At 66.2% G+C, this 22,255-nt stretch carries 19 protein-coding genes and 2 tRNA genes; 14 read left to right on the plus strand and 7 right to left on the minus strand.

All coding sequences use genetic code 11. The annotated features are described in order from the left end of the window. Positions 1-933 (minus strand): GGDEF domain-containing protein (locus Q0R23_RS05900; RefSeq protein WP_293911413.1); only part of this gene is annotated, 933 nt, incomplete at its 3' end. Positions 934-1,064: 131 nt separating this feature from the next. Between Q0R23_RS05900 and Q0R23_RS05905 the strand changes: the two genes are divergently transcribed. The 12 genes from Q0R23_RS05905 (at position 1,065) to Q0R23_RS05960 (ending at position 12,709) form a co-directional block, all read left to right on the plus strand. Continuing rightward, a complete protein-coding gene (locus Q0R23_RS05905) occupies positions 1,065-2,399 on the plus strand; it encodes a hypothetical protein (protein ID WP_293911417.1) in 1,335 nt (444 codons plus the stop codon). A gap of 226 nt (positions 2,400-2,625) precedes the next feature. Beyond that, positions 2,626-4,575, plus strand: a complete 1,950-nt coding sequence (gene thrS, locus Q0R23_RS05910; protein WP_293911420.1) for a threonine--tRNA ligase — start codon at positions 2,626-2,628, stop codon at positions 4,573-4,575. Between the two features lie 380 nt (positions 4,576-4,955). After that, positions 4,956-5,741 (plus strand): transporter substrate-binding domain-containing protein, encoded by a 786-nt coding sequence (locus Q0R23_RS05915; RefSeq protein WP_293911423.1) that lies wholly within the window; start codon positions 4,956-4,958, stop codon positions 5,739-5,741. 29 nt (positions 5,742-5,770) lie between these two features. Continuing rightward, on the plus strand, positions 5,771-6,445 hold the full coding sequence (locus Q0R23_RS05920) for an amino acid ABC transporter permease (RefSeq protein WP_293911426.1): 675 nt from the start codon (positions 5,771-5,773) through the stop codon (positions 6,443-6,445). Positions 6,446-6,538: 93 nt separating this feature from the next. After that, the gene (locus tag Q0R23_RS05925; RefSeq protein ID WP_293911428.1) at positions 6,539-7,789 is read left to right on the plus strand and encodes a cysteine desulfurase-like protein; all 1,251 of its coding nucleotides are present in this window, start codon (positions 6,539-6,541) and stop codon (positions 7,787-7,789) included. 124 nt (positions 7,790-7,913) lie between these two features. Continuing rightward, positions 7,914-9,287, plus strand: a complete 1,374-nt coding sequence (hydA, locus tag Q0R23_RS05930) for a dihydropyrimidinase (RefSeq protein ID WP_293911430.1) — start codon at positions 7,914-7,916, stop codon at positions 9,285-9,287. Between the two features lie 92 nt (positions 9,288-9,379). Next, positions 9,380-9,455 (plus strand) — tRNA-Ile (locus Q0R23_RS05935). Between the two features lie 17 nt (positions 9,456-9,472). After that, a tRNA-Val gene (locus Q0R23_RS05940) sits at positions 9,473-9,547 on the plus strand. Between the two features lie 134 nt (positions 9,548-9,681). After that, a complete protein-coding gene (locus Q0R23_RS05945; RefSeq protein WP_293911432.1) occupies positions 9,682-10,086 on the plus strand; it encodes an excisionase family DNA-binding protein in 405 nt (134 codons plus the stop codon). Between the two features lie 8 nt (positions 10,087-10,094). After that, positions 10,095-10,643, plus strand: coding sequence for a PIN domain-containing protein (locus Q0R23_RS05950; RefSeq protein WP_293911434.1), 549 nt, complete (start codon positions 10,095-10,097; stop codon positions 10,641-10,643). Between the two features lie 75 nt (positions 10,644-10,718). Continuing rightward, positions 10,719-11,339, plus strand: a complete 621-nt coding sequence (locus tag Q0R23_RS05955) for an ABC transporter ATP-binding protein (RefSeq protein ID WP_293911436.1) — start codon at positions 10,719-10,721, stop codon at positions 11,337-11,339. Between the two features lie 14 nt (positions 11,340-11,353). Next, positions 11,354-12,709 (plus strand): hypothetical protein, encoded by a 1,356-nt coding sequence (locus Q0R23_RS05960; protein ID WP_293911438.1) that lies wholly within the window; start codon positions 11,354-11,356, stop codon positions 12,707-12,709. Here Q0R23_RS05960 and Q0R23_RS05965 read toward each other — a convergent pair whose 3' ends face one another. Beyond that, the gene (locus tag Q0R23_RS05965; RefSeq protein ID WP_293911440.1) at positions 12,710-13,624 is read right to left on the minus strand and encodes a hypothetical protein; all 915 of its coding nucleotides are present in this window, start codon (positions 13,622-13,624) and stop codon (positions 12,710-12,712) included. A gap of 78 nt (positions 13,625-13,702) precedes the next feature. Further along, entirely contained in the window at positions 13,703-14,155 is a 453-nt protein-coding gene (locus tag Q0R23_RS05970) for a DUF6194 family protein (RefSeq protein ID WP_293911443.1), read from the minus strand. Positions 14,156-14,254: 99 nt separating this feature from the next. Between Q0R23_RS05970 and dusA the strand changes: the two genes are divergently transcribed. Then, complete coding sequence (gene dusA / locus Q0R23_RS05975) at positions 14,255-15,331, plus strand: tRNA dihydrouridine(20/20a) synthase DusA (protein WP_293911445.1); 1,077 nt, start codon at positions 14,255-14,257, stop codon at positions 15,329-15,331. Between the two features lie 128 nt (positions 15,332-15,459). On the opposite strand, the gene Q0R23_RS05980 is transcribed toward dusA, so the two are convergent. From Q0R23_RS05980 to Q0R23_RS05995, 4 genes are all read right to left on the minus strand, one after another. Further along, entirely contained in the window at positions 15,460-16,689 is a 1,230-nt protein-coding gene (locus Q0R23_RS05980; protein WP_293911447.1) for a hypothetical protein, read from the minus strand. Positions 16,690-16,837: 148 nt separating this feature from the next. Next, positions 16,838-19,600 (minus strand): EAL domain-containing protein, encoded by a 2,763-nt coding sequence (locus Q0R23_RS05985; RefSeq protein WP_293911450.1) that lies wholly within the window; start codon positions 19,598-19,600, stop codon positions 16,838-16,840. Positions 19,601-19,689: 89 nt separating this feature from the next. Continuing rightward, on the minus strand, positions 19,690-20,607 hold the full coding sequence (gene aguB / locus Q0R23_RS05990; protein ID WP_293911454.1) for an N-carbamoylputrescine amidase: 918 nt from the start codon (positions 20,605-20,607) through the stop codon (positions 19,690-19,692). A 68-nt stretch (positions 20,608-20,675) separates the two neighbouring features. Next, positions 20,676-21,728, minus strand: coding sequence for an agmatine deiminase family protein (locus Q0R23_RS05995; protein ID WP_293911457.1), 1,053 nt, complete (start codon positions 21,726-21,728; stop codon positions 20,676-20,678). A 39-nt stretch (positions 21,729-21,767) separates the two neighbouring features. On the opposite strand from Q0R23_RS05995, the gene Q0R23_RS06000 reads away from it, so the two are divergent. Continuing rightward, on the plus strand, positions 21,768-22,255 hold a 488-nt coding region (locus tag Q0R23_RS06000; RefSeq protein ID WP_293911459.1), incomplete at its 3' end, for an HD domain-containing protein.

Here is a 22,255-nt window from a genome sequence, read left to right on the forward strand (position 1 = left end):
GCCCACGGCGCTCCAGTCGTGGCGCTCGAAGGCGGAGCGCAGCCGCTCGGCCAGCGCGAGGGCCCGCACCTCGTCGCCGCCGGGCAGCAGCAGCACGAATTCCTCGCCGCCCCAGCGGGTCAGCAGGGCGCTGTGGTGCAGGCCGTGAAACTGAAAACCGGGGCTTTGCAACTCCTGCAACTCGGCGCAGGCCAGCCGGGCCAGTTCGCGCAACACACCGTCACCGACCTGGTGGCCGTGCCGGTCGTTGACGGCCTTGAAGTGGTCGACATCGAAGATCAGCAGCGCCAGCGGCTCCGTGTACAGCAGCGCCTGATCCTCGACGTAGCGGCGGTTGGGTAGCCCGGTCAGGGCGTCGGTATGGGCCAGCGCCTGCATCTGGGTGTAGCGGTGTTTGAGAAAGGCGAAGCCGTAGAGCAGCGCGACCACCGCGCCCTGCGATAAGCAAAACTGAATCAGGATGCCCTGCAAGGGCGACGGCCACTGATCGCCGCTCATCAGGTGCGGCACATTCACCAGTGTGATCATGACCAGCCCCGCGTAAGTAAGCCCCGCCATGAACGTCGCCCGGCCCAGATCCCAAGCGAGGTAGGCTACACAAAACAGCGCCGGAAACCAGAACACAACCTCGTCCAGCCGCCCGACGGCCCCCACAGTCGTGACGTAGTGCTGATGCAACTTGATCAGCAGGTAAAACGCCGCTACCAGGTAGACGCTGCCCAGCGCTGCGTCCACGCTCAGTTTGCGCTGCCCCAGTCCCAACCCGAACCCCAGGATGGTCAGGACCAGTACGCTGAGCATCACGGCGTCGAGCGGATTGACGCGGGGCCACTGCGTCGCCACGCCGCACAGACAGGCCAGCACCGCAACCGGCGCCGTTTGCAGGTAGGCGCGGCGGCGCAACTCGCCCCAGGCGTCCGGAAACGCGGGCACAGGGCGAACTGGGGCAGTGCGGTGTGGGCGAGGCATAACGGCCTGACGTTAATGTTAGCGTGATTTTCTCACACATGATGTCGAAATCCAGCACCATCAACAGAGCCTGCCTCGCCTTCGTACACTGAGCCATGCGACGCCTGATCCTGACAAGCCTGCTGCTCTGCACCTCCGCCCTGGCCGGGGGCAGCGGCCCAAGCGCCACCGTAAAGCCCACGCCCGATCAACTTCAGCAGCAACAGGAGCAAACCATTCAGGCGGCTGACCAGGCTGTGAATCAGGGGGAATATCTGCGCGCCGTAACGCTGATGGAGGGCGCCGTCAAAGCCTTGGCCGCCTTCCCCGCCCTCCAGGATTATCCCCGGCAGACGCTCGGCCTCTACCAGTCGTTCGTTGGGCTAGACGCTGCCGCCCGGCAGAGTTTCGACTTCGGGCCACCAGGCAACGGCACTGGCCCGGACGAGGAGCAGGCGATCAGTGAGAGTGGCCTGAAAAGCGCCGTGCAGGCCACCTTGCAGGCGGCCAGGGGCCAGCAGGTGGTTATTCTCAACGAGGTCCATCATCTGCCGCAGAGCCGCGAGTTCGCCCGGCGAGTGGCCCTGGCGCTGCGCCAGGAGGGCTTCACCTACTTCGCCGCCGAAACCTTCAACCCAGACATCGCCACAACCCAGGCACTCGGCTATCCGACCCACGCCAGCGGCTACTACACCAACGAGCCGGTGTTCGGGGAGCTGGTCCGCAGCGCTGTGAAGGCCGGGTATACCCTGGTGCCGTACGAGGCCGAGACCTTCAAGCAGGGCGGCAGCGGCGCCGATCAGATCAACGACCGCGAGACCCAGCAGGCCAACAACCTCAACGAACGGCTGTTCAAGAAAGACCCCTCGGCGCGGGTGTTCATTTGCGTCGGCTACAGTCACAACCTGGAATCGGCCCAGAGCAGCGGCGGCGAGACGACGAAATGGATGGCCCTGCGGCTGCGCGAGCTGACCGGCATCGACCCGCTGACGGTGGACCAGACCGAGGGGATGCAAATTGCCGGGCCGTCCAGCAACCCGGCGCTGCGGGCAGCAGTGCTGCGCCTCAAGCGGCCCCAGACGGTTTCGGTGCTGACAGACGCCCAGGGGGAGCCTCACCGCGTCTCACCGTTTCAGGAGCGCGACATCCAGGTGTTTCACCCCGACGCCACACTGATCGCCGGACGGCCCTCCTGGCTGTATGGTGCGGGGCGCAAGGCTGTGACGGTCCAGATTCCAGCCACCGCAGGCCAGGGCCGCAAGCTGCTTCAGGCGTTTTACGCCCAGGAAAGACCAACCGCCATTCCCGCCGATCAGGTCGTGCTGCCGATCAGGTCGCTCAGGCCGGGCCGGGTGACTTTGCTGCTGCTGCCAGGCAAATACCGCCTGGCCGTGCAGGACGAGGCCGGTCAATCGGTGGCACTGCCGGAGCTGGTGGTGCCCGGAAAATAGAGTCTGCCTTGCCCCTCCCTGAGCCAGCCGCTAGACTGACAGCATGAAGCCTGCCCCCATTCACCAGGTCCAGCTTTGCGGCCTGATGAGGCGCGGCGCACGCTTATTACGAATGTCTGCCGGGTCGGTCACACGAACTACGCGCGCCTGAGAGCTTTCACTGCTCTCAGGCGCTGTGCTGTCCAGACCAGGCCCACCCATGCCAACACACCATCAAGGAGTTCCCATGCACGTTTTTCTACCCGACGGTAAACGACTCGATTTGCCCGAAGGCGCCACCGCCCTCGACGCCGCCAAAATGATCGGCCCGCGTCTGGCCCAGGACGCCCTGGCCGCCACCGTAGGCGGCGAACTCACCGACCTGATGACGCCGCTACCAGGCGGCGCCGCCATCACCCTGATTACCAAGAAGAACCCAGGGGACGCCGCCCCGCTGTTCCGGCACTCGCTGGGGCATGTGCTGTCGCAGGCGGTGGGCGAATACTACGTGGCCAGGGGCTTTGCCCACGAGGCGGTCAAACGCGGGGTGGGGCCAGCCATCGAGAACGGTTTTTACCAGGATTTTGATCTGCCGCAGCCGCTCAGCGAGGAGGAGTTTCCGGCCATCGAGGCGCTCATGCGGGATATTCTGAGCCGCAACCTCGACATCACCCGTGCCGAAGTGGGCAAGGACAGAGCGCTGGCGCAGTTCAGCTACGATCCGTACAAGGTCGAGCTGATTGCGGCGCTGCCCGACGCCGAGCCGATCACCTTCTACAGCCAGGGCGACTACGTGGACCTCTGCCGGGGACCGCACTTTCCGCGCACGGGGGCGCTGCCGAGTGCCTTCAAGCTGATGAGCACGTCCAGCGCGTACTGGCGCGGCGACGCCAGCAACCCCACCTTGCAGCGCGTCTACGGCGTGGCCTTCGCTGGCCAGAAAGAGCTCGACGAGTATCTGGAGCGGCTGGAGGAGGCCAAACGCCGCGACCACCGCCGCCTCGGCAAGGAGCTGGAGCTGTTCACCATCGATCCGCTGGTCGGCAAGGGCCTGCCGCTGTGGCTGCCCAACGGCACGGTGCTGCGCGAGGAGCTGACCCGTTTCCTGCGCGAGCAGCAGTTCCAGCGTTACTACCAGGGTGTCATCACGCCGAATATCGGCAACCTGGAGCTGTACAAGACCTCCGGGCACTACCAGAACTACAGCGACTCAAACTTCAGCCCGATTACCGTGGACGACGAGCAGTACATGCTCAAGCCGATGAACTGCCCGCACCACGTCCGCATTTACGCCAGCAAGCCGCGCAGCTACCGCGACCTCCCCGTGCGCCTGGCCGAATTCGGGACGGTCTACCGCTACGAGCAGTCCGGCGAACTGAACGGCCTGACGCGGGTGCGCGGCTTCACCCAGGACGACGCCCACATTTTTTGCCGCCCCGACCAGCTCAAGACCGAGTTTCTGGCGGTGCTCGACCTGACCGTGCTGGTGCTGGGCACTTTCGGCATGACCGACGTGCGCTTCCGGGTGGGAGTGCGTGACGCCAGCAAAGACAAATACGTCGGCAGCGACGCCAACTGGGACGCCGCCGAGGCGCAGATCATCGAGGCGGTGGGCGAGGTCGGCTTACCCTTTACCGTCGAACCGGGCGACGCGGCGTTCTACGGTCCCAAGCTGGATTTCGTCATCAAGGACGTGATCGGGCGCGAGTGGCAGCTCGGCACCATCCAGGTGGATTACAACCTGCCGGAGCGCTTCGACATCAGCTACGTCGGCGAGGACGGAGCCGATCACCGCCCGGTGATGATCCACCGTGCCCCCTTCGGCTCGCTGGAACGCTTCGTGGGCATCCTCATCGAGCACTACGGCGGCGACTTCCCGCTGTGGCTGGCGCCGCGCCAAGTCGTGCTGATTCCGATTGCCGACCGGCACAATGCCTACGCCGAAGAACTCCAGGCCGAGTTGCACCGAGCCGGGCTGCGCGCCGAGGTGGACGATTCCAGTAGCCGCATGAACGCCAAGGTCCGCCAGGCCGAGCTGAGCAAGATCCCGGTGATGCTGATCGTTGGCGACAAGGAGCAGGAGGAGCGGGCCGTCTCCGTGCGCGAACGCACCCCCGAAGGCCACAAAGAGCGCAAGGGCGTGCAGTTTGCTGAGCTGAAGACCGAGCTGCTGGAGCGCTACCAGACGCGGAGCTGAGCGGCTGGACCTGCCGCACGTCAGCTTGAGATGAGCCCTCGCCGCTGGACCGTCACCGGTTCGGCGTTGTTCTTGACCTCTGGAATGTGGGGTGCATTCAAAGGAACGCCCCTTCGACCGCTCAGGCACTTCGTCAGAAATGAAGGTAAAGCGCCTGATCTTCATAGATGTAGACTTGATGAAGCCTCCTTTACCTCCGTCTGAGCCGCCTGACCAAAGTGTTCTAGTAGACACTGGCTTCATTCGACCTTAAACTACTCCGAGTGGACGAGAAGACTCCTGACTGAAGGGTCAGGGTGTTTTTCTTTATACTCGCCACGTCTTTTTGCATCTTTACGGTATCTGGTGATTTCACAGCGGCATTCTCAGGAGGCTCGACGATGAAACAAGTGAAAATGGCAGTCAGTGGTGTGCTGGTGCTCTCCCTCCTGCTCGGTGCCCAGGCTCAGGCTCAGGACACGCTCAACGTGGGCGCCAACATCGGCAACGTGCCCTGGGAATTCCAGGATGCCAGCGGCGCCAACGTGGGCTTCGAGATCGAGCTGGTCGGTGAAATCGCCAAGAACTTGGGCAAGAAGATCAACGTGGTCAACACGCCGTTCAACGGGTTGTTCGCGGCGGTGCAGTCGGGGCGCATCGACATGGCGATCTCCAGCATCACCATCACTAAAAAGCGCCTGGAAACCGTCTCCTTTGCCCAGCCGTACTACGACTCCGACCAGTCGCTGACGGTGGTGGCGGACTCTGCGCTGCGCAGCACGGCGGCCTTGAAAGGCAAGACGGTGGGCGTGGATACCGGCTCGACCGGCGCGATGTGGGCGACAACCCACCAGGCCCGCTACGGCTACACCATCCGCGAGTACACCGGCCTGAACCCGGCCATGCTCGACCTCAAGAGCGGGCGCATCGACGGCTACATCTCGGACATTCCCGCGCTCCAGTACTACGCCAAGGTCACGGGCGGCGTAAAGGTCGCGCAGCGCCTGAAAACCGGCGAGCAGTACAGCATCATGTTCGCCAAGGATAGCCCGCTGGCCGCCCAGTTCAACACCCAGTTGGGCGAACTGAAAAAGAGCGGCTACCTCGCCAAGCTGCACCAGAAATGGTTCGGCGTGTTGCCTGAGAAGACCACCTCGACGGCCACCGTCTTGCCGATGCCGAAGTAATTGAGCCTCACTGATTTCGGGCCGAGCGCATGAAGCTGATCGACACCTTCTTCAATCTCAAGATTCTGGTCGAGGCGTTTCCTGCGCTGCTGCGGGGTCTGCTCATCACGCTGGAACTGGGGGTGGTCAGCGCCCTGGTGGGCACGCTGCTGGGCGCAGCGGTGGCGCTGCTGGGACTCTACGGTCCCGGCTGGCTGCGCGGTCTGGTGCGCGTCTACATCGACGTACTGAGGTCGATGCCGCTGCTGGTGTTCATGGTGCTGATCTACTACGCGCTGCCGTTCGTCAAGGTGCTGCTGCCCGCCTTCACCTCCGCCGTGCTGGCCATCGGGCTGATCGCCTCGGCGTATGTGGCCGAGATCGTGCGCTCCGGCATCGAGGCGATTCCCCCCGGCCAGTTCGAGGCGGCCCGCTCACTGGGCCTGAGAAGCTGGGACGTGATGCGGTCGGTGATCTTGCCCCAGGCGCTGCGAATCGTGGTGCCGCCGCTGACCGGCAACGCGGTGTCGATCATGAAGGACACCGCCACAGCCTCGGTGGTGGCCCTGCCGGAACTGCTTCAGCAGGCGACCTCGCGGCAGGCGCTGGCCGCCAATCCGACACCGCTGATCGGCGCGGCCATCATTTATGTCGCGCTGCTGTTTCCGCTGGTGCGGCTGGTGAGCCGCTTCGAGAACCGGGCGAAAAGAAGGGCGGGGCGCTGAGGGACCGCTCTCCAACTCACATCTGACCGGCATTCAGGCTCTTTAATCTGATTGGACCGCGATTTATCCACTCCCCACCCAAAGGATTGCCAAGTGACCACACTGCCGATCTCCACCCCGCAAGTCTCACCCTTAGAACCGCATCTCGACTTCATCCGCTCGCAGTTTCCGGCGCTCCAGAGTCCCTGGGCCTTCTTCGACAACGCGGGCGGCTCGCAGGTGCTGCGCGGCGTGGCCGAAAAGGTCAGCGAGTACATGCTCAATACCAGCGTGCAGCTCGGCGCCAGCTACGCCACGTCGCAGCAGGCCGGGCAGCGCGTCGCTGAGGGCGTGCAGGCCGCCGCCCGCTTCATCAATGCGGCGGACCCCCGCGAGGTCATCCTGGGTTCGAGTGCCACCCAACTGGTCGCCAACCTGGCCGCGTCGATAGGTGAATTCTTTGAACCAGGCGACGAGATCATCGTCACCGACACCGACCACGAGGCGAATATCGGCGCCTGGACGCGGCTGGAGTCACGGGGGATCATCACCAAAATCTGGCCGATTAATACCCAGACGCTGGAACTCGACCTGGAGACACTGGGCGAGCTGATGACGGCTAACACCCGACTGGTCTGCTTCACCCACGTCTCGAACGTGCTGGGCACCATCAACCCCGTGCCGGAGATCACCAAATTCGTGCATGAGCGCGGCGCCAAGGTCTTCGTGGACGGCGTGGCCTACGCGCCGCACCGACGGATTGACGTACAAGCCTGGGACGTGGATTTCTACCTGTTTAGCTGGTACAAGGTCTACGGCCCGCACATCTCGCTGCTGTTCGGCAAGCTGGAGCGGCTGATCAAACTGCCCAGCATCAACCACTTTTTCCTGCCGCCGGACGCCGTGCCGTACAAGCTCCAGCCCGGTAATGTGAATTACGAGCTGACCTCCAGCCTGAGCGGCGTGACCGGGTACATGGACGCCCTTCAGGAGCGGCTCGGCGTGGACTCGGTGGCCGCCGTCTTCGACGCCTTCGCCGCGCACGAATCGGCACTGGCAGGCCGGTTTCTGGACTACCTCAAGACCAAACCCCGCGTGCGGATCATCGGGCACGACTCGGCGGACCCGCTCAAACGGGTGGACACCATCAGCTTCGTCATCGACGGCGTGGCGTCCTCGGACATTCCAAAGTTCCTGGACGGCCAGCACGTCGCGGTGCGCTACGGTCACTTCTACGCCTACCGCCTGATTCAGACATTGGGATTGGACCAGACCGAGGGCGTCGTGCGCGTGTCGATGGCGCACTACAACACGCTGGAGGAAGTGGACCGGCTGACCCAAGGGCTCGAAGCCTTCGGGCTGTGAACTGAATGGAACGGCATCCTGTCGTGATTGAGTGGCGCTGGGACGTAGGTTCGGCTCATCACTGCGCTCAAGGCGCCATCCTTCTTTCCTTCGGCACGCCAGGAGCGGACATGGACACCTCCAGATGAGCCTGATCGTCAGCGGCGGCACCGTCGTCACGGCGGCGGGCCGCTTTCAGGCCGACGTGCGCGTGGACGACGGCAAGATCACGGCGCTGGGGCGGGAGCTGGCCGAGAGCGGTGACACCGTTATCGACGCCAGCGGCAAACACGTCCTGCCGGGCGGTATCGACGTGCATACCCACCTTTCCATGCCCTCGATGGGTACCGTCACCTGCGACGATTACTACACCGGCCAGGTCGCGGCGGCGATGGGCGGCACGACCTCGCACATCGACTTCTGCATTCAATCCAAAGGCTCCACGCTCCGGGCGGCGCTGGACACCTGGCACGGCAGGGCGCGGGGCCAGGCGGTCATCGACTACGGCTTTCACGTCGCCGTGACCGATCCTGGGCCGGACACCCTCGACGAGATCAGTACGCTGCCGGAGCAGGGCGTCACGTCCATCAAGCTGTTTCTGGCCTACAAGGACACGCTCCAGATCGACGACATGGCGATGTTTCGCTGCCTGGAACGCGCCCGTGACGCCGGAATCCTGACGCTGGTGCACGCCGAGAACGGGGACGCCATCGAGGTGCTGATGGCGCAGGCCGTGGCACGCGGCGAACTCGCGCCCAAGTACCACGCCCTGACCCGCCCGCCCGAACTCGAAGCCGAGGCCACCGGACGCGCCATCGCGCTGGCTGAGGTGCTCGGCGCCCCGCTCTACATCGTCCACCTGAGCTGCCGCCCGGCGCTGGTGCGGGTGCGCGAGGCCCAGGCCAGAGGCGCCCGGATTCTGGCCGAAACCTGCACCCAGTATTTTTTCTTCACCAAACACGATCTGGACCGGCCCGGCTTCGAGGGCGCCAAATGGGTCTGTAGCCCGCCGCCCCGCGAGATTGAGGACCAGGCGGCGCTGTGGGCGGCGGTCAGGGACGGCAGCCTGAGCGTCATCAGCACCGACCATTGCCCCTTTCGCTTTGATACGCAAAAATCGCTGGGCGTAGGCAACTTCACCCTGATTCCCAACGGCGTGCCCGGCATCGAGGAGCGCCTGATGGTGCTGCACCAGGCGGGCGTGCGCGGCGGCAAATTCGACCTGGAGCGCTTCGTGGCCCTGACCGCCACCAACCCGGCCCGCAGCTTCGGCCTGGAGGGTGTCAAGGGCAGTATTGCCCCCGGCTTCGATGCCGATCTGGTGCTGTGGGATCTGGACAGAGCGCACACCATCCGCGCCGAGACGAACCACAGCGCCATCGACTACAGCCTCTACGAAGGCATGCAGGTGGTGGGTATGCCGGTCACGACGATCATCCGGGGCAGGGTGGTGGTGGACGAGGGCCGCCTGATCGCCGAGCGGGGCAGCGGACAGTTTTTGCACCGGCAGCGGATATAGTGCAGGGCGGGTCAGGCACACGCCCCGGCCCGCTGCGGTTTGTTTGACAACCCCACGGGCAGAGGGTATCATTCCTCTCGCTCGGCTGACGGGGGCTCTTAGCTCAACGGTCAGAGCAGTCGGCTCATAACCGATTGGTTGCCGGTTCAAATCCGGCAGGGCCCACCAGAGTTGTGCAGTGCAGCGGGCGGTTAGCTCAGTGGTAGAGCATTCGCTTCACACGCGAGAGGTCGTAGGTTCAAGTCCTATACCGCCCACCAGAAGTATTCATGAGCACAGAAAACCTCGTCTTCGGGCGGGGTTTTTTGCTGGCATTGACGGGCATTGAGTAGACGGGCATTGAGTGGAGTAGCTGAGTGCGTTTCGCATATTTCGTTTGTGCTATCGTCTATGGATGACCGCGCACCTTCACCTGCCCACCGACGCTGAACGCCTTCAGGCCAAGGAAGCGTTAGCACGGCTCCAGCGGGAAGCAGCAGGATTCCGGCTGGTTGATCTGCCTGCGGGCGTGGCAGCCCTGGTGGAGAACATTCTGGATGAGGTCGCACAGGGACGCGCCGTCCAGGTGATTCCGGTGGACCGCGAACTCAGCTCGCAGACTGCCGCCGACCTACTGGGTGTCTCGCGCCCACACCTGAACAAGCTGCTCGACGCAGGCAAGTTGGCGTACTGGAAGGTTGGCACTCACCGCCGAGTGCGCCTGGCGGACGTACTGGTATTCCGCGAGCAGCGTGGGCAAGAGCGGCAGCAGGCATTGCAGGAATTGGCCGATCTGGATCAGGAACTCGGCATGCTGTGACGCTACGGGTGCTGCTGGACGCCAACGTGCTCTATCCCGCCGCGCTCCGCAGCCTGTTCATGGATCTGGGTGTGCTGGGCGTCATCGACATTCACTGGACCGACCAGATTCAGGACGAATGGACGCGCAATCTACTCTCCCACCGCCCCGATCTTGGTGAAACCAAACTGCGCCGGACCCGCTATCTGATGAACCGCGCTCTGGACGGCGCCAACCTTAGCGGCTACGGGCCGTTGATCCAGCACCTGGAATTGCCGGACCCGGATGACCGGCACGTGCTGGCCGCTGCCATTCACGGTCAGGTTGAATTGGTCGTGACGCAAAATCTTCGAGATTTCCCGGCAACGATTCTGGCGAAGTATTCAATTCGGGCCATCCACCCCGACGAACTACTGTGTACGCTGATGCAAACGCATCCATCTCAACTTGCTCAGGCACTTGAAGCTCAGCAGGCCCGCTACCGGAATCCACCCGTGACTAGCGCAGAACTGAGAGATATGCTTCGTCAGCAGGGGGCGTCCCTCTTTGCCCAAGCCCTGACGGAATTGAACTGCTGACCTCTCGCGTGTGAAGCGGCAGGTCGGTGGCTCCCCGGACCTGTGTCCCCCGCCCCGACCTGCCATACTCGGCGGATGCTGAGCGTCCACAACCTCTCCGTCACCCTCGGCGCCGTGCGGGTGCTGCACGACATCGACCTGACCGTTAAACCCGGCGAACTGCTGCACCTGGTCGGCAGCAACGGCGCAGGCAAGACCACGCTGCTGCGCACGCTCTGCGGCCTGAACGCCAGCAGCGGCGAAATTAAGCTGCTCGGTTTCGGCCCCCGCACCGTGCCAGGACGCGCCGCGTTCGCCTTCGTGCCCGACGAGGCCGAACTCTACGACGACCTGAGCATCGCCGAGCACGCCCAGTTCGCCGCCCTGGCCTACGGCGCCCCGCTGGACGATCTGCACGCCGCCCTGGCCGCCTTCAATCTGGCGGAGCGCTTCGATCAGTTTCCCGCCGAACTCTCACGCGGCACACGCCAGAAAGTCGGGCTGGGCATCGCGCTGGGGCTCAAGCGGCCACTGACCCTGCTCGACGAGCCGTTCGGCACGCTCGACACCGATTCGCGGCAGGTGCTGCGCGACGGACTGTCGCAGCTCGCCGCCGAGGGGAGAAGCGCGGTGCTGACCACCCACGGCGACGAGCTGACCGGGCTCAGGGCCGTGCGTCAGGTGTCCGTGTTGCAGCTCCAGGGGACGAGCCGCTGACGGGGGCCGAGCGAGTGAGCGGGCCGGAGCAGGCGGCGCGAACCGGGGGCGTTCCGGGGGCGCTGCGCTACCTGTGGCTGCTGACGCTGGGGCGCGGGTTCTTCAACTGGCTCGACTGGATGCGCCGCTCCGGTACGGTGGTGCTGGCCGTCTACAGCGCCGTGTTCGGGGTGGTGGTGCTGATCGGGGTGCGCCAGGAGCTCTCACCCTTGCTGGCGGGGCCACTGGTGCTGCCGCTGCCGCTGCTCTCACTCCTGGCCGCCGCCTTCCTGCTGTCGGGCAGCCTGGGCCGCTGGCCGCCGCTGGGGCTGGACAGCCGCAACCTGGCGCTGCTGATTACCCCGCAGCCGACCCGTCCGGTGCTCATCTGGCCGCTGCTGCGGGCCGTGCTGCCGGGCGTGGGCGCGGCGATTACCCTTGGCTTGCTGCTGCTGATCTTCTGGCAGGGGCCGTGGCTGACGCTGCTGCTTCCGGCGCTGATGCTCAGCCGCTTTACGCTGGGCTGGCTGAATTACGTCGCCCGGCAGACCCCGCGCACCATGCTGCCCATCTGGGCGCTCTCCACCTTACCGGCGCTGGGCTGGTTCGGGGGGCCGGTGCTGGGCGCGGCGGTGGCCGCAGTGCTGGCTCTCAGCGGGGCACTGATGTGGAGAGGGCTCGATTCGCCGCCCGCCCGGCTGGCTCAACACGCCGGAACGCTGTGGCTGCACAGGCTGCGCCGCAAGTACAAGATGGCCCGCGTCCCGCTGCGCATGGAGCAGGGGCGGCCCACCCGCCCGACCCTGCGGCCCTTTCCGGCGAGCTGGGGCGCGGCGGGCGCATTGATGTGGCGCACCAGCCTGCAACTGCGCGCCGCGCCGGGCGGGCTGATCTGGGGCGTTGTGGCGCTCAGCACCGTTCTCACCCTCCTGTCGCTGACCACGCACCTCTCGGCGCAGCTACTGGCCGGAGGGCTGAGCATCGCCGCCGAGCCGTTCACGCGGCTGCTGGGACCGGCGGCGATCCGGTCCTGGCCGGTCTCTGGGCGGGCTGCCTGGCTGGGGCGGGTGCTGCCGGGCAGCCTGGTCGGGGGCGCCGTCAGCGCTGTGCTGGTGCTGGTCGGGGTGCTGGTGCTGCACAAACCGCTGGCCCTGGCCGGGGCGCTGGGCCTGCTGGCGCTGACGCTGCCCCTGGCGGTGCTGAGCCTGAGCGCCGTGCTGGAGCGCTTCGTGGGCAAGAGCAGCGTGGAGTTGCGAATCGGCAGCGCGGTGGGGGTCGCCATTCTGGTGGCCAGCTTGTGGGCCTCGCAACCGGGGAGCGCGTTGGTGGCGCTGTCCGTGCTGGCCTTCGCGCTGCTGTGCCGGTTGTTGACGGTGCTGGGCCGCGAATAACTACACCTCGATCAGCGCCCGGAGTTCTCTGAGGCGGTCCAGCTCGGCCTGGGCCTGCTCCTCGCGGGCCTGGGTCAGCCGGGCGAGAATCAGCCTCAGTTGCGCCTCGACTTCCTGACGGGCCTCGGCGTGGGCCTGGGTATTGTGTGGGATGTGCAAGAAGGTCTGCACTGCCTCGTGGGCCTTCTCCGGCAGGTGCCTCAGCGCGTAGCCATACGCTGAACTGATGTCCTCTTTGGCGAGTTCGATGCTGTCGATCTGAGTGAGGAGGTCGGTGAAGAGTACGGGAAGGGCGGTGGGCCGCTGCCCAGTCACCGGTTGGGCCACCGGCTGGTGCGCTGCCGCTGGAAGTCTGTGCTGTGAAAATCCGGGCTGTGAAAGTCTGGGCTGAAACGAACGTTGCCCGCCGTTGTGGCGGCGCTGCCAGGTGAACCACAGCCCGGCCAGGAGCAGCCCGGTAAACAGCATCAGGCCGACTTCCGGCGGCACCGAAGACACGACACCGATGAGCGCGGGGACCGTCGCGGCGGCCAGCACAGGCGCTCTCCAGTCGAGCCGCGCCGGAGCCTCGGCGAGCGGCAGTGAGGCAAAGCTTCGGCGCCCCGGCCTGGGCGGCTGTGGGGCCACGTTGAGCCGCTGGTGGACTGTCCAGACGCGGAGTTTGTGGCGGCCTTGGGGGGTCAGGCAGTACTGCACGCCCAGCGCCGCCTGGCGGTCCAGCACCCAGGTCAGGATCAGGCCCCGGCGCAGCAGGTCGGTCAACACCGGGCGGTCCGTCTCGCGCAGGGCAGGTGCCCGCAACTGCACCGCCTGAAGCACCCGCGCCTCGTCCGGGCACAGGGTAGAGAGTGGGTTTTCTGCTGAAGCCTCAGCGTCTTGAGCCGTCTCACGGGCAGGGCGGGGTTCGGATGACATTTGCTTTATTGTGATCCGTTTCGGGTTTCGCGGCGCAGATTCTGAGTGTCATTACCGGGGCAGTGACAGGTCTAAGCGTCAAGAATCGGGGGTATCGATGGTCGCTCGCCTCCCCGCCCGCTGCTCTGATCGCCCATACGCCGTTGCCAGCAGCGTCCGCAGCGTCTCGAACGTCCCCGCACCGGGATTCAGGATGCAGAGCCAGCCCGCCGGGCCATACGTCGGATGCGGCATCAACGTGTCCAGGGCGGTGAAATCGTGATGGCCGGACTCGGCTACCAGTGCCCGCAGCCTGGCTTTCCCCACCCCCATATTCAGCCGGTACACGCCGGGGCGATTGAGCTGTGAGAACACCTCATAGGCGTCGTCGTGGCGAATCAGGGTGGCGAAGGGAAACATGAGTTCGGCTTCGCCCGGCACGAAGAAAAACGAATCGCCGTCCGCGACCTGGGTAAGCATGTTGGGGAACTGCTCGCGCATGGCAGACAAAAGTTCGTGTTCGTTCATGTCCTGATATTCGGTGAGCAGCATGTGGACTGGCCGGGGCACGGCGTTGAGCGGGCCTTCATCCTCAAACGAACGCTGCTCTGCTTTCCCAATCGCTGCAAAGCTCTACACTGGGTGGCTGAGATGACCCAAGCTCTCCCCTCTCACACCTTCAGCCCAGCCCGCTTCAGCCCCCACCGCTTCAGCGTGGCGCCCATGCTCGACTGGACCGACCGCCACTGCCGGGCCTTTCACCGCAGCCTGAGCACTCGCGCGCTGCTGTACACCGAGATGATCACCACCGGGGCGCTGCTCAACGGCGATCAGGCGCGGCATCTGGACTTTTCGAACATCGAGCATCCCGTCGCGCTGCAACTCGGCGGCAGCGACGCGGCAGCGCTTGAGCAGTCGGCGCGGCTGGGCGAGGCGTGGGGCTACGACGAAATCAATCTCAACTGCGGCTGCCCGTCCGAGCGGGTGCAGAGCGGGGCTTTCGGCGCCTGCCTGATGGCCACGCCCGACGTGGTGGCACGCGGCGTCGCGGCCATGCGCGGGGCGGTCAGCATTCCCGTGACGGTCAAACACCGCATCGGCATCGACGACCTCGACAGCTACGAGCATCTGGTGAAGTTCGTCTCCATGGTGGCGGAGGCGGGCTGCGACACCTTCATCGTCCACGCCCGCAAAGCCTGGCTGAGCGGACTGTCGCCCAAAGAGAACCGGGAGATTCCGCCGCTACGATACGACGTGGTGCAGCAGCTCAAGGCCGACTTTCCGGCCCTGAACATCGTCTTGAACGGTGGTCTTCAAACCCTTGAGGACGCCCAACGAGCGCTGAGCTGGGCCGACGGCGCCATGCTGGGCCGGGCGGCGTACCAGAATCCGTACCTGCTGGCCGCCGTGGACTGGCAGATGTTCGGCGAGGACCGCTTGCCGCCCAGCCGCCGCGAGGTCATCGCAGCCTTCATCCCGTACATAGAAACGCAACTCGCCCAGGGCGTCTACCTGAGTCGGCTGCTGCGGCCCGTGCTGGGGCTGTTCGCGGGCCACAGCGGGGCGCGGCACTGGAAGCGCACCATCAGCGAGCAGGCGCACAGGCCGGGAGCCGGGCTGGAGGTTTTGCACGAGGCCCTGCGCGGCATTCCAGACGCCGTACTGGACACCCGCGAGCTGCTGCCGCCGCCGCGCCGAACGCAGCAGCTTGAGCAGGCCGCACGGTGAGCGCTAGAGCAGATGTCATAAAAAGACCCTTTTTATGACCGCGCGGAGCGAGTAGTGTTGACTGAGCAAGGCGCAGAATGGAGGCGCGGGGAGGCTGTTTTCCCCGTGGCGTAATTCGGAGTACTGCGCTAGGGTTTGGCGGCTTGCAGCGGCGGCAACCAGTCCAGCAGGCCCAGTTGGTCCTTGACCCAGCTCAGGGCGGTGCTGCCCGGATACGACACGGCGCTGTGGTCCTCGCGCACCGAGATGAAGGTGGCGATGTCGGTGCGGCTGCCACCGGGGCGCCTGTTGGGGGTCAGGTCGAACAGGTAGTTGACGTACAGGCCACCGTGGTAGCTGCCCGGCCCGGCCAGCGCCGCTGGAATGGGCCGGGCGGGCCAGCGTTTGCTCTGGACTTCCAGGTTCAGCGCCACGTTGGGCAGCACCAGGTCTTTGAGGTTGACTTGCGCCGCCGTGTTCAGCTTACCTTCGGCCAGCCCATCCCCGCTCAGCCCATCCCCGCTCAGCCAGTCGCGGACCGACACCTTGCCGCAGGCCCGCAGCGGCGAGCGCAGCGGGTCGGTTTTCCAGGCGCTGAGTTCGGGCAAGGCGGGTTGCCCGGCGCCTGTCTGCCCAGCACCAATCTGCCCGGCGCCTGTCTGCACCCCACCCGCCTGCCCGGCACCTTCCCTGACGGCGGCGCGGAGTTCAGCCCGGACCTCGGAGCCGTGATCGGCGCTCCAGGCCACGCAGTTGGTGTCGAGGTCGATCAGGGCCGCTACCGGCACCCGTGGATACAGGGCGCTCAGGTAATGCCCCCACACCGAGCCGTGCGAGTGGCCCACCAGAATGACGCGGGTGCCAGCCGGGCGGCCCACCGTCCAGGCCGAGGTCAGGCGCCCGTAGTCGCTGATGAGATCGAGTACGCCGCGCTGGGGCAGGGCCGAGCGGCGCGACTGGAAGGTGCGGGCGAGGCGCTCGGCGTAGCCACGCACCTCGACCTTGAGGCCACGCGCCGCAAATACCCCGGCGATGGCGTCCAGGGTGCCGCGCTCGCTGAGGTAGTCCCAGTCGTCCTGCGGCGCCTGGCAGGGCGGGCCGCAGCGTCCGGAGATGCCGAAGATCAGCACGTCGGGGCTGCCGGGAACGCGGGCACCAGATCGGTCGGCATCAGTGTTATAAAACTCCGATCCGAACAGCGCAGGCGACGCCGAGCTTACCGGGAAGTCGGGCCGGGTGCCGCTGGGCGCTGGTGTCGGCCCGCCAGCACCCGGCCCACCAGCACCCGGCCCACCCGTCAGCAGCGGCGCACAGCCGCTCAGCGTCAGTAGGGTCAGCAGCGGCAAGAACATAAACGGGGCGGCGCGGCGGGCAATCATGGCGCCCTCAGTCTAGCGGCTGCCCGGCCCAGGCTGGTCAGGACACTGTGTGCTGGCGGTCAGGTTGGTGCTGGCGGTCAGGTTGAGATGAGTCTCGTGGGCCTCGGTACAATAGGTATCAGTGCAGCGGGTATCCGTGCAGCGGGTATCAGTACAGCGGCGGTCCCGGCAGCGGCAACTCGCCGCCCGGCGCGGCGGCGCCCTGGAGACGGCAATGGTCTTCCAGGGCACGGGGGCTGAGTGCTTGCGCGTACAAAAAGCCCTGGCCCAGCGGGCAGCTCCACTCGCGCAGCAGCTCGGCTTGCTGCGGCGTTTCGATGCCCTCGGCCACCACCACCAGGCCGAGTTGCTGGCCCAGATTCACCAGTGTATGGGTCAGGGCGCTCAGGCCCTGGCTGCCGCCCAGATCGCGCACGAAGGAGCGGTCGATTTTGAGGACATGAATCGGCATCCGGCTGAGGTAACTCAGCGACGAGTAGCCGGTGCCGAAATCGTCGATGGCCAGCTTGACGCCCTGGGCCGCTAGGGCGTGCAGTTGCCGGTGGGCGTGGGTGTCGCCGGGCATCAGCAGCGACTCGGTGACCTCCAGGGTCAGGTATTCCGGACTCAGCTTGGCGGCCCTCAGGGCGCTGGCCACCTGGGCGGGCAGCTCGCCGGTGGTAAATTGCTGCGCCGAAACATTGACGGCCATGCGCAGTCTCAGGCCCTCCGCGTGCCACTGCGCGAGCTGGGTGCAGGCCCGGCGCAGCACCCACTCGCCCAGGCTCAGCATCAGACCGCTCTCCTCGGCCAGGGCGATGAAGCGGTCAGGCGCGACGGCGCCGAGCTGCGGGTGAGCCCAGCGGGCCAGCGCCTCGACCCCCACCACCAGCCCACTGTCCAGATCGATCTGCGGCTGATAGGCCAGATGCAGGCCAGTCTCGTACTGACCAGCACCGTGCAGACCAGCACCGTACTGACCAGCACCGTGCAGCCCCGTGCCCGCCAGACCCGTGCCCGGCTCACCGGGGTCAGGGCTGAGCACCTGCTCCAGCGCCAGGCGCAGATCGGTTTCGAGCTGGAGCTGCTCGCTGACACGCTCGCGCAGTTCGGGGGTGAACACGCCGATGCGCACCTGGTCGTCGGGCTGCGGCATGGCCAGGTCGGTGAAACGCAGCAGCTCCGACACGCTGCTGGCCTGCTCCGGCCACAATGACAGCCCGATCCGCGCCGAGACCTGAAGCCGGTAGCCGCTCAGTTGCACCGGCCCGCTCAGGCAGGCCAGCAGCGCCTGGGCCGCGCCTCTGGCCTGCTCGGCGCCGACCACGCCCGGCAAGACCACCAGAAACTTGTCGCCGTACAGCCGCCCGGCGTACATCTCGCCACTCAAACTGACCTGAATGCGCTCGGCCAGCAGCCTGAGCAGTTCGTCGCCCGCCGCCGTGCCCACCGTGTCGTTGAGGCGCTTGAAGCGGTCGAGGTTGAGCTGCAAGGCCGCCAGCGGTCCACGCTGCATGTCGGCCTCCAGGCGCTGATTCAGGCCCCAGGAACCCAGCAGGCCGGTCAGCGGGTCGAGCAGCGCCCGGTCGCGCAACTGGTCGCGCAGCTCGTGTTGCTGGGCGGCCATGACCAGCAGCTCGGCGCTGTTGACCACGGCTTCCGGTGGCGCGGCGCGGCCCACCCGGATCAGGCCGTAGGATTCGCCGCCCGCGCCGCTCAGGGGCACCTCCCGCACGTTGAGCGGCGCGGCGTGCTGTTGCGACTCGAACTGCAATCGTTTGCCGCCCAGGCCCAGCTCCAGGCTGACCCAGCCGCCGAGCTGAAGTTCGAGCAGCGACAGCACCTGCGCCCCGACAGCGCTCAGCGGCTGGGCCTCGGCGACCTGCCGCAGCACGCTCTGGCGGGCCACCCCCTCGGCGTGGGCGGCGCCCAGGCGCTCCAGCATGCCGTTGAAGGCCAGCGCCAGGGTGTCGAGTTCGTCGTGGCCCTGGATGGTGATCGGCGAGACGCTGCTCTGAGCCTCGATGGTATTGACCGAGTGCTGAAGGCGCCGCAGCCGTCCGAGCAGCAGCCGGTCAAACAGGTGCAGCCCGCCCCAGGCGTACAGCAGCACCGTGACCATCACCACGCCCGCCAGCCCGATGACCAGCCACAGCGCCTGAAGGTGCAGCCTGCGCGGCGCGTGAACGTCGAGCAGCAGCGGCGACGCGGGAAGCTGCGCCACCAGCACGTGGCCCCCGATCAGCGCGTTGCTGCTGTTGAAAATCCCCAGTCGCTCGCTGCCCTGCGCCGCAGTCAGCTCGGCGTGAAAGTCGCTGCTCCGGGGCGTGACCAGCCGGGTCAGGCGGCCCATAATCAGGCGACCTGAGCGCCCCTGGCCGTCGTCGTCGGTCACGGGCCGCACCGCGATCAGCAGCAGGCCGGACGGCCCCTGCCCAGACAACACATTCACCGCCGCGTCAAGGCTCTGCCCGGCCTTCAGGCGCTCCAGGTGCAGCGAGGCCACCGCCTGTGGCCAGAAGTCGGGCACCTGTGCTTGCCGGGCGGCGGCGGTCTGCCAGCGCACGCCCCTGAGCTGGCCTTCGAGCGTGCTGTACACGATCAGATTGACGTTCAGGCGATGCATGGCCGATGGGGCGGCGTTGCGCTCAAGAAACTGGGGACTGCGCCCCAGCACGAACTGCTGCGCCTCTCCCCAGGCCGCCCAGTCTTCGGCAGAAAAACCGAGCGACTGCTGCTGGCGCTTGAGGTCGCCGAGGACGGCCTGGGTCTGGTCGCCGAAGGCGATGGTCTCCTGAACGTCGGCCCAGCGCAGCAACTGGCCGCCCAGCAGCGGAATGAGCACGCCCAGCAGCGAGAGGGAAAACAGCAGCACCAGACCTTGAGCTTTCTGACGCACACTCAGAAATCGGAGGTCGGGCAGGCGTGACATGGGGGCAGCTTAATGCGGAGATTGTCACTCCACTCTGTCAGGTCGGTTGTCCGCAACACAGTGTCCCAGAGTGAGCAGCAGGTGAGGGTTTACCGGCTTCTGGAGGACACCCCGGTCTGGCCGTCGAGGGTCAGCAGGGCGCCGTAGTGCTCCGGGCGGCGGTCCCTGAAAAAGCCCATCCCGGCCCGGAACTGCCGCGCCGCCGAGAGGTCGAGCCGGTGATGCAGCTCGCCCTCCTGCCCCTCGTCCAGCTCGGCCACGATCTCGCCCGCGAAGTCGGCGATAAAGCTGTGGCCGTAATACGTCTGGCTCAGGCCGCCGACCACCTCGGTCCCGACGCGGTTGGCGGCGCCGACAAAGCTGCTGTTGCTCACCGCGTGGCCCTGCATGGCCCGCTGCCACATCTGATGCGAGTTGGGGCTCTGGACGCCCTCCGGCTCGGAGCCGATGGCGGTGGGGTACAGCAGGAAGTCGGCGCCCATGAGCATCATCGCCCGCGCCGTTTCGGGGAACCACTGGTCCCAGCAGATGCCCACGCCCACGCGCCCGAAGCGCGTCGCCCAGACCTTGAAGCCGCTGTCGCCGGGCGTGAAGTAGTACTTTTCCTCGTAGCCGGGGCCGTCGGGGATGTGCGACTTGCGGTAGGTGCCTTTCATACTGCCGTCGGCGTCGATGGTGGCGAGCGAGTTGTAGTGCGCCTGTCCGGCACGCTCGAAAAAGCTGACCGGCAGCACCACGCCGAGTTCACGGGCCAGATTCTGAAATCTTCCCAGAAACGGGTGATGCTCGACTGGGTGCGCCAGCGCGAAGTATTCCTCACGTTCGAGCTGGCAGAAGTACAGGTTCTCGAACAGTTCCGGCAGCAGGATGATCTGGGCTCCGGCGGCGGCGGCAGACCGGACATGGGCCTCGGCGCGGCGCAGGTTGCCTTCGAGCTGCTCGGTCATGTGCATCTGCACCACGGCGAGGTTGACGGTCTGGGATGGGGTGCTGGCTGGAGCAGTCATGCCGCTCAGGCTAGCGCGGGGGCGTCAGCGCAGGTTCGTTCGGCTCACCTTCGGGCAAGGTTCTGCGCTCACTCCCCCTTCCACGGCGCCCCCACCGGCTGCTGCTGGGTGACGCAGTGAAACGAGCCGCCGCCCTCGATCAGCGCTCGGCTGCTCAGGCCGATGACCTCGCGGCCCGGAAACAGCGGACGCAGGATGTCCAGCGCCTGCTTGTCGTTGGCGTCGCCATACTGCGGCACGACCACGAAGCCGTTGCCGATGTAGAAGTTGGCGTAGGTCGGCGGTAATCTTCCCTCGGCGCCCTCCAGGCGGGCGGCGGGCAGCGGCAGACTGACCACGGTGAAGCTTCGGCCCTGGGCGCCTCGCATCTCGCTCAGCGCCTTGCGGTTGCGCTCCATGACGGCGTGATTCGCGTCGGCGGGGTCGGCCTCGGTGCTGGTGACGATGGTGTGTTCACAGGCAAAGCGGGTGATGGTGTCGATATGGCCGTCGGTGTGGTCGTTCTCCAGGCCGCCGCCGAGCCAGAGGAGTTTATTCAGGCCCAGATTGTCACGGAGCAGCGCGGCATAATCCGCTTCACTCAGCTCAGGGTTGCGGCCAGGGCTCAGCAGGCAGGAGCGGGTGGTCAGGGCCACGCCCGCCCCGCCGACTTCCAGGGCGCCGCCCTCGAAGACCTCCGGGCGCTGCCAGTAGTGCAGGCCCAGAACGTCGGCCACGTGGCCGGGCACGCCGTTGTCATGCTCGAATTCGAATTTGCCACCCCAGGCGTTGAAGCGCCAGTCGATCAGAGACAGTTGCTGGCCCCGCGTAACAAAAATAGGGCCGCTGTCGCGCAGCCACACGTCGTCGATGGCGCGGCGGTGGAAGGTCACGTCCGAGCCGCCTAGCCGCAGCCGGGCGTCATGCTCGCTCTCCTCGTCAGGCAGCAGCAACTGCACCGGCTCGAAGCGGGCGATGGTGCGGACCAGGGCGGTGAACTCGTCGCGCACGGCCCGCAACTTGCCGAACCAGAGGTCATCCCCCTGGGGCCAGCCCATCCAGGTGGCGGCGTGGGGCGCCCATTCCGGAGGCATGGTGAAGCCCAGGGCGTGTGGGCTGGGGGAAGCGGGAAGCAGAGTCATTCGTCCAGAATACCGTCCCCGACACGCTATCCTCACGCCATGCAGCGCGACGACGCCTACGCCCTGATGGTGCAGTTCACGCCCTCCGAATCCTTGCAGCGGCACATGCTGAACGTGGAGGCCGCCATGCGCTTCTACGCCCGCCAGTACTTTGAGGACGAGAATACCTACGCCGTGACCGGCCTGCTCCACGACTTCGATTACGAATCGCGCCCGGAGACCCATCCGTTCTGGGGCGTGGAGTACCTGCGGGAGCACACGGACTTGCCTGAAGACGTGCTGAGCGCCATTCTGGGCCACGCCAGCTACAGCAATGTGCCGCGTGAAACCCGCCTGGCCAAAACCCTCTTCGCCGTGGACGAACTCACCGGGCTGGTGCAGGCCGCCGCGCTGGTGCGTCCTGACCGTGACGTGAAACAAGTCGAGCTGAGCAGCCTCAAGAAGAGGTTTAAGAACCGGGCCTTCGCCGCCGGGGTCAACCGCGACGAGGTGATTCAGGGCGCCGGGGAACTGGGCGTGGAGCTGGA

It is taken from the genome of Deinococcus sp., assembly GCF_025362455.1.
Classification (GTDB): Bacteria; Deinococcota; Deinococci; order Deinococcales; family Deinococcaceae; genus Deinococcus.

Bases quoted from the DNA above. Each gene is read 5' to 3' on its own strand.
- Q0R23_RS05995 (WP_293911457.1), bottom strand. From the start codon at position 21,728: ATGACTCTGCTTCCCGCTTCCCCCAGCCCACACGCCCTGGGCTTCACC.
- Q0R23_RS05905 (WP_293911417.1), top strand. From the start codon at position 1,065: ATGCGACGCCTGATCCTGACAAGCCTGCTGCTCTGCACCTCCGCCCTG.
- Q0R23_RS05920 (WP_293911426.1), top strand. From the start codon at position 5,771: ATGAAGCTGATCGACACCTTCTTCAATCTCAAGATTCTGGTCGAGGCG.
- dusA (WP_293911445.1), top strand. From the start codon at position 14,255: ATGACCCAAGCTCTCCCCTCTCACACCTTCAGCCCAGCCCGCTTCAGC.
- thrS (WP_293911420.1), top strand. From the start codon at position 2,626: ATGCACGTTTTTCTACCCGACGGTAAACGACTCGATTTGCCCGAAGGC.
- Q0R23_RS05970 (WP_293911443.1), bottom strand. From the start codon at position 14,155: ATGCTGCTCACCGAATATCAGGACATGAACGAACACGAACTTTTGTCT.
- Q0R23_RS05985 (WP_293911450.1), bottom strand. From the start codon at position 19,600: ATGTCACGCCTGCCCGACCTCCGATTTCTGAGTGTGCGTCAGAAAGCT.
- Q0R23_RS05945 (WP_293911432.1), top strand. From the start codon at position 9,682: ATGACCGCGCACCTTCACCTGCCCACCGACGCTGAACGCCTTCAGGCC.
- Q0R23_RS05915 (WP_293911423.1), top strand. From the start codon at position 4,956: ATGAAACAAGTGAAAATGGCAGTCAGTGGTGTGCTGGTGCTCTCCCTC.
- Q0R23_RS05980 (WP_293911447.1), bottom strand. From the start codon at position 16,689: ATGATTGCCCGCCGCGCCGCCCCGTTTATGTTCTTGCCGCTGCTGACC.
- Q0R23_RS05955 (WP_293911436.1), top strand. From the start codon at position 10,719: ATGCTGAGCGTCCACAACCTCTCCGTCACCCTCGGCGCCGTGCGGGTG.
- aguB (WP_293911454.1), bottom strand. From the start codon at position 20,607: ATGACTGCTCCAGCCAGCACCCCATCCCAGACCGTCAACCTCGCCGTG.
- hydA (WP_293911430.1), top strand. From the start codon at position 7,914: ATGAGCCTGATCGTCAGCGGCGGCACCGTCGTCACGGCGGCGGGCCGC.
- Q0R23_RS05965 (WP_293911440.1), bottom strand. From the start codon at position 13,624: ATGTCATCCGAACCCCGCCCTGCCCGTGAGACGGCTCAAGACGCTGAG.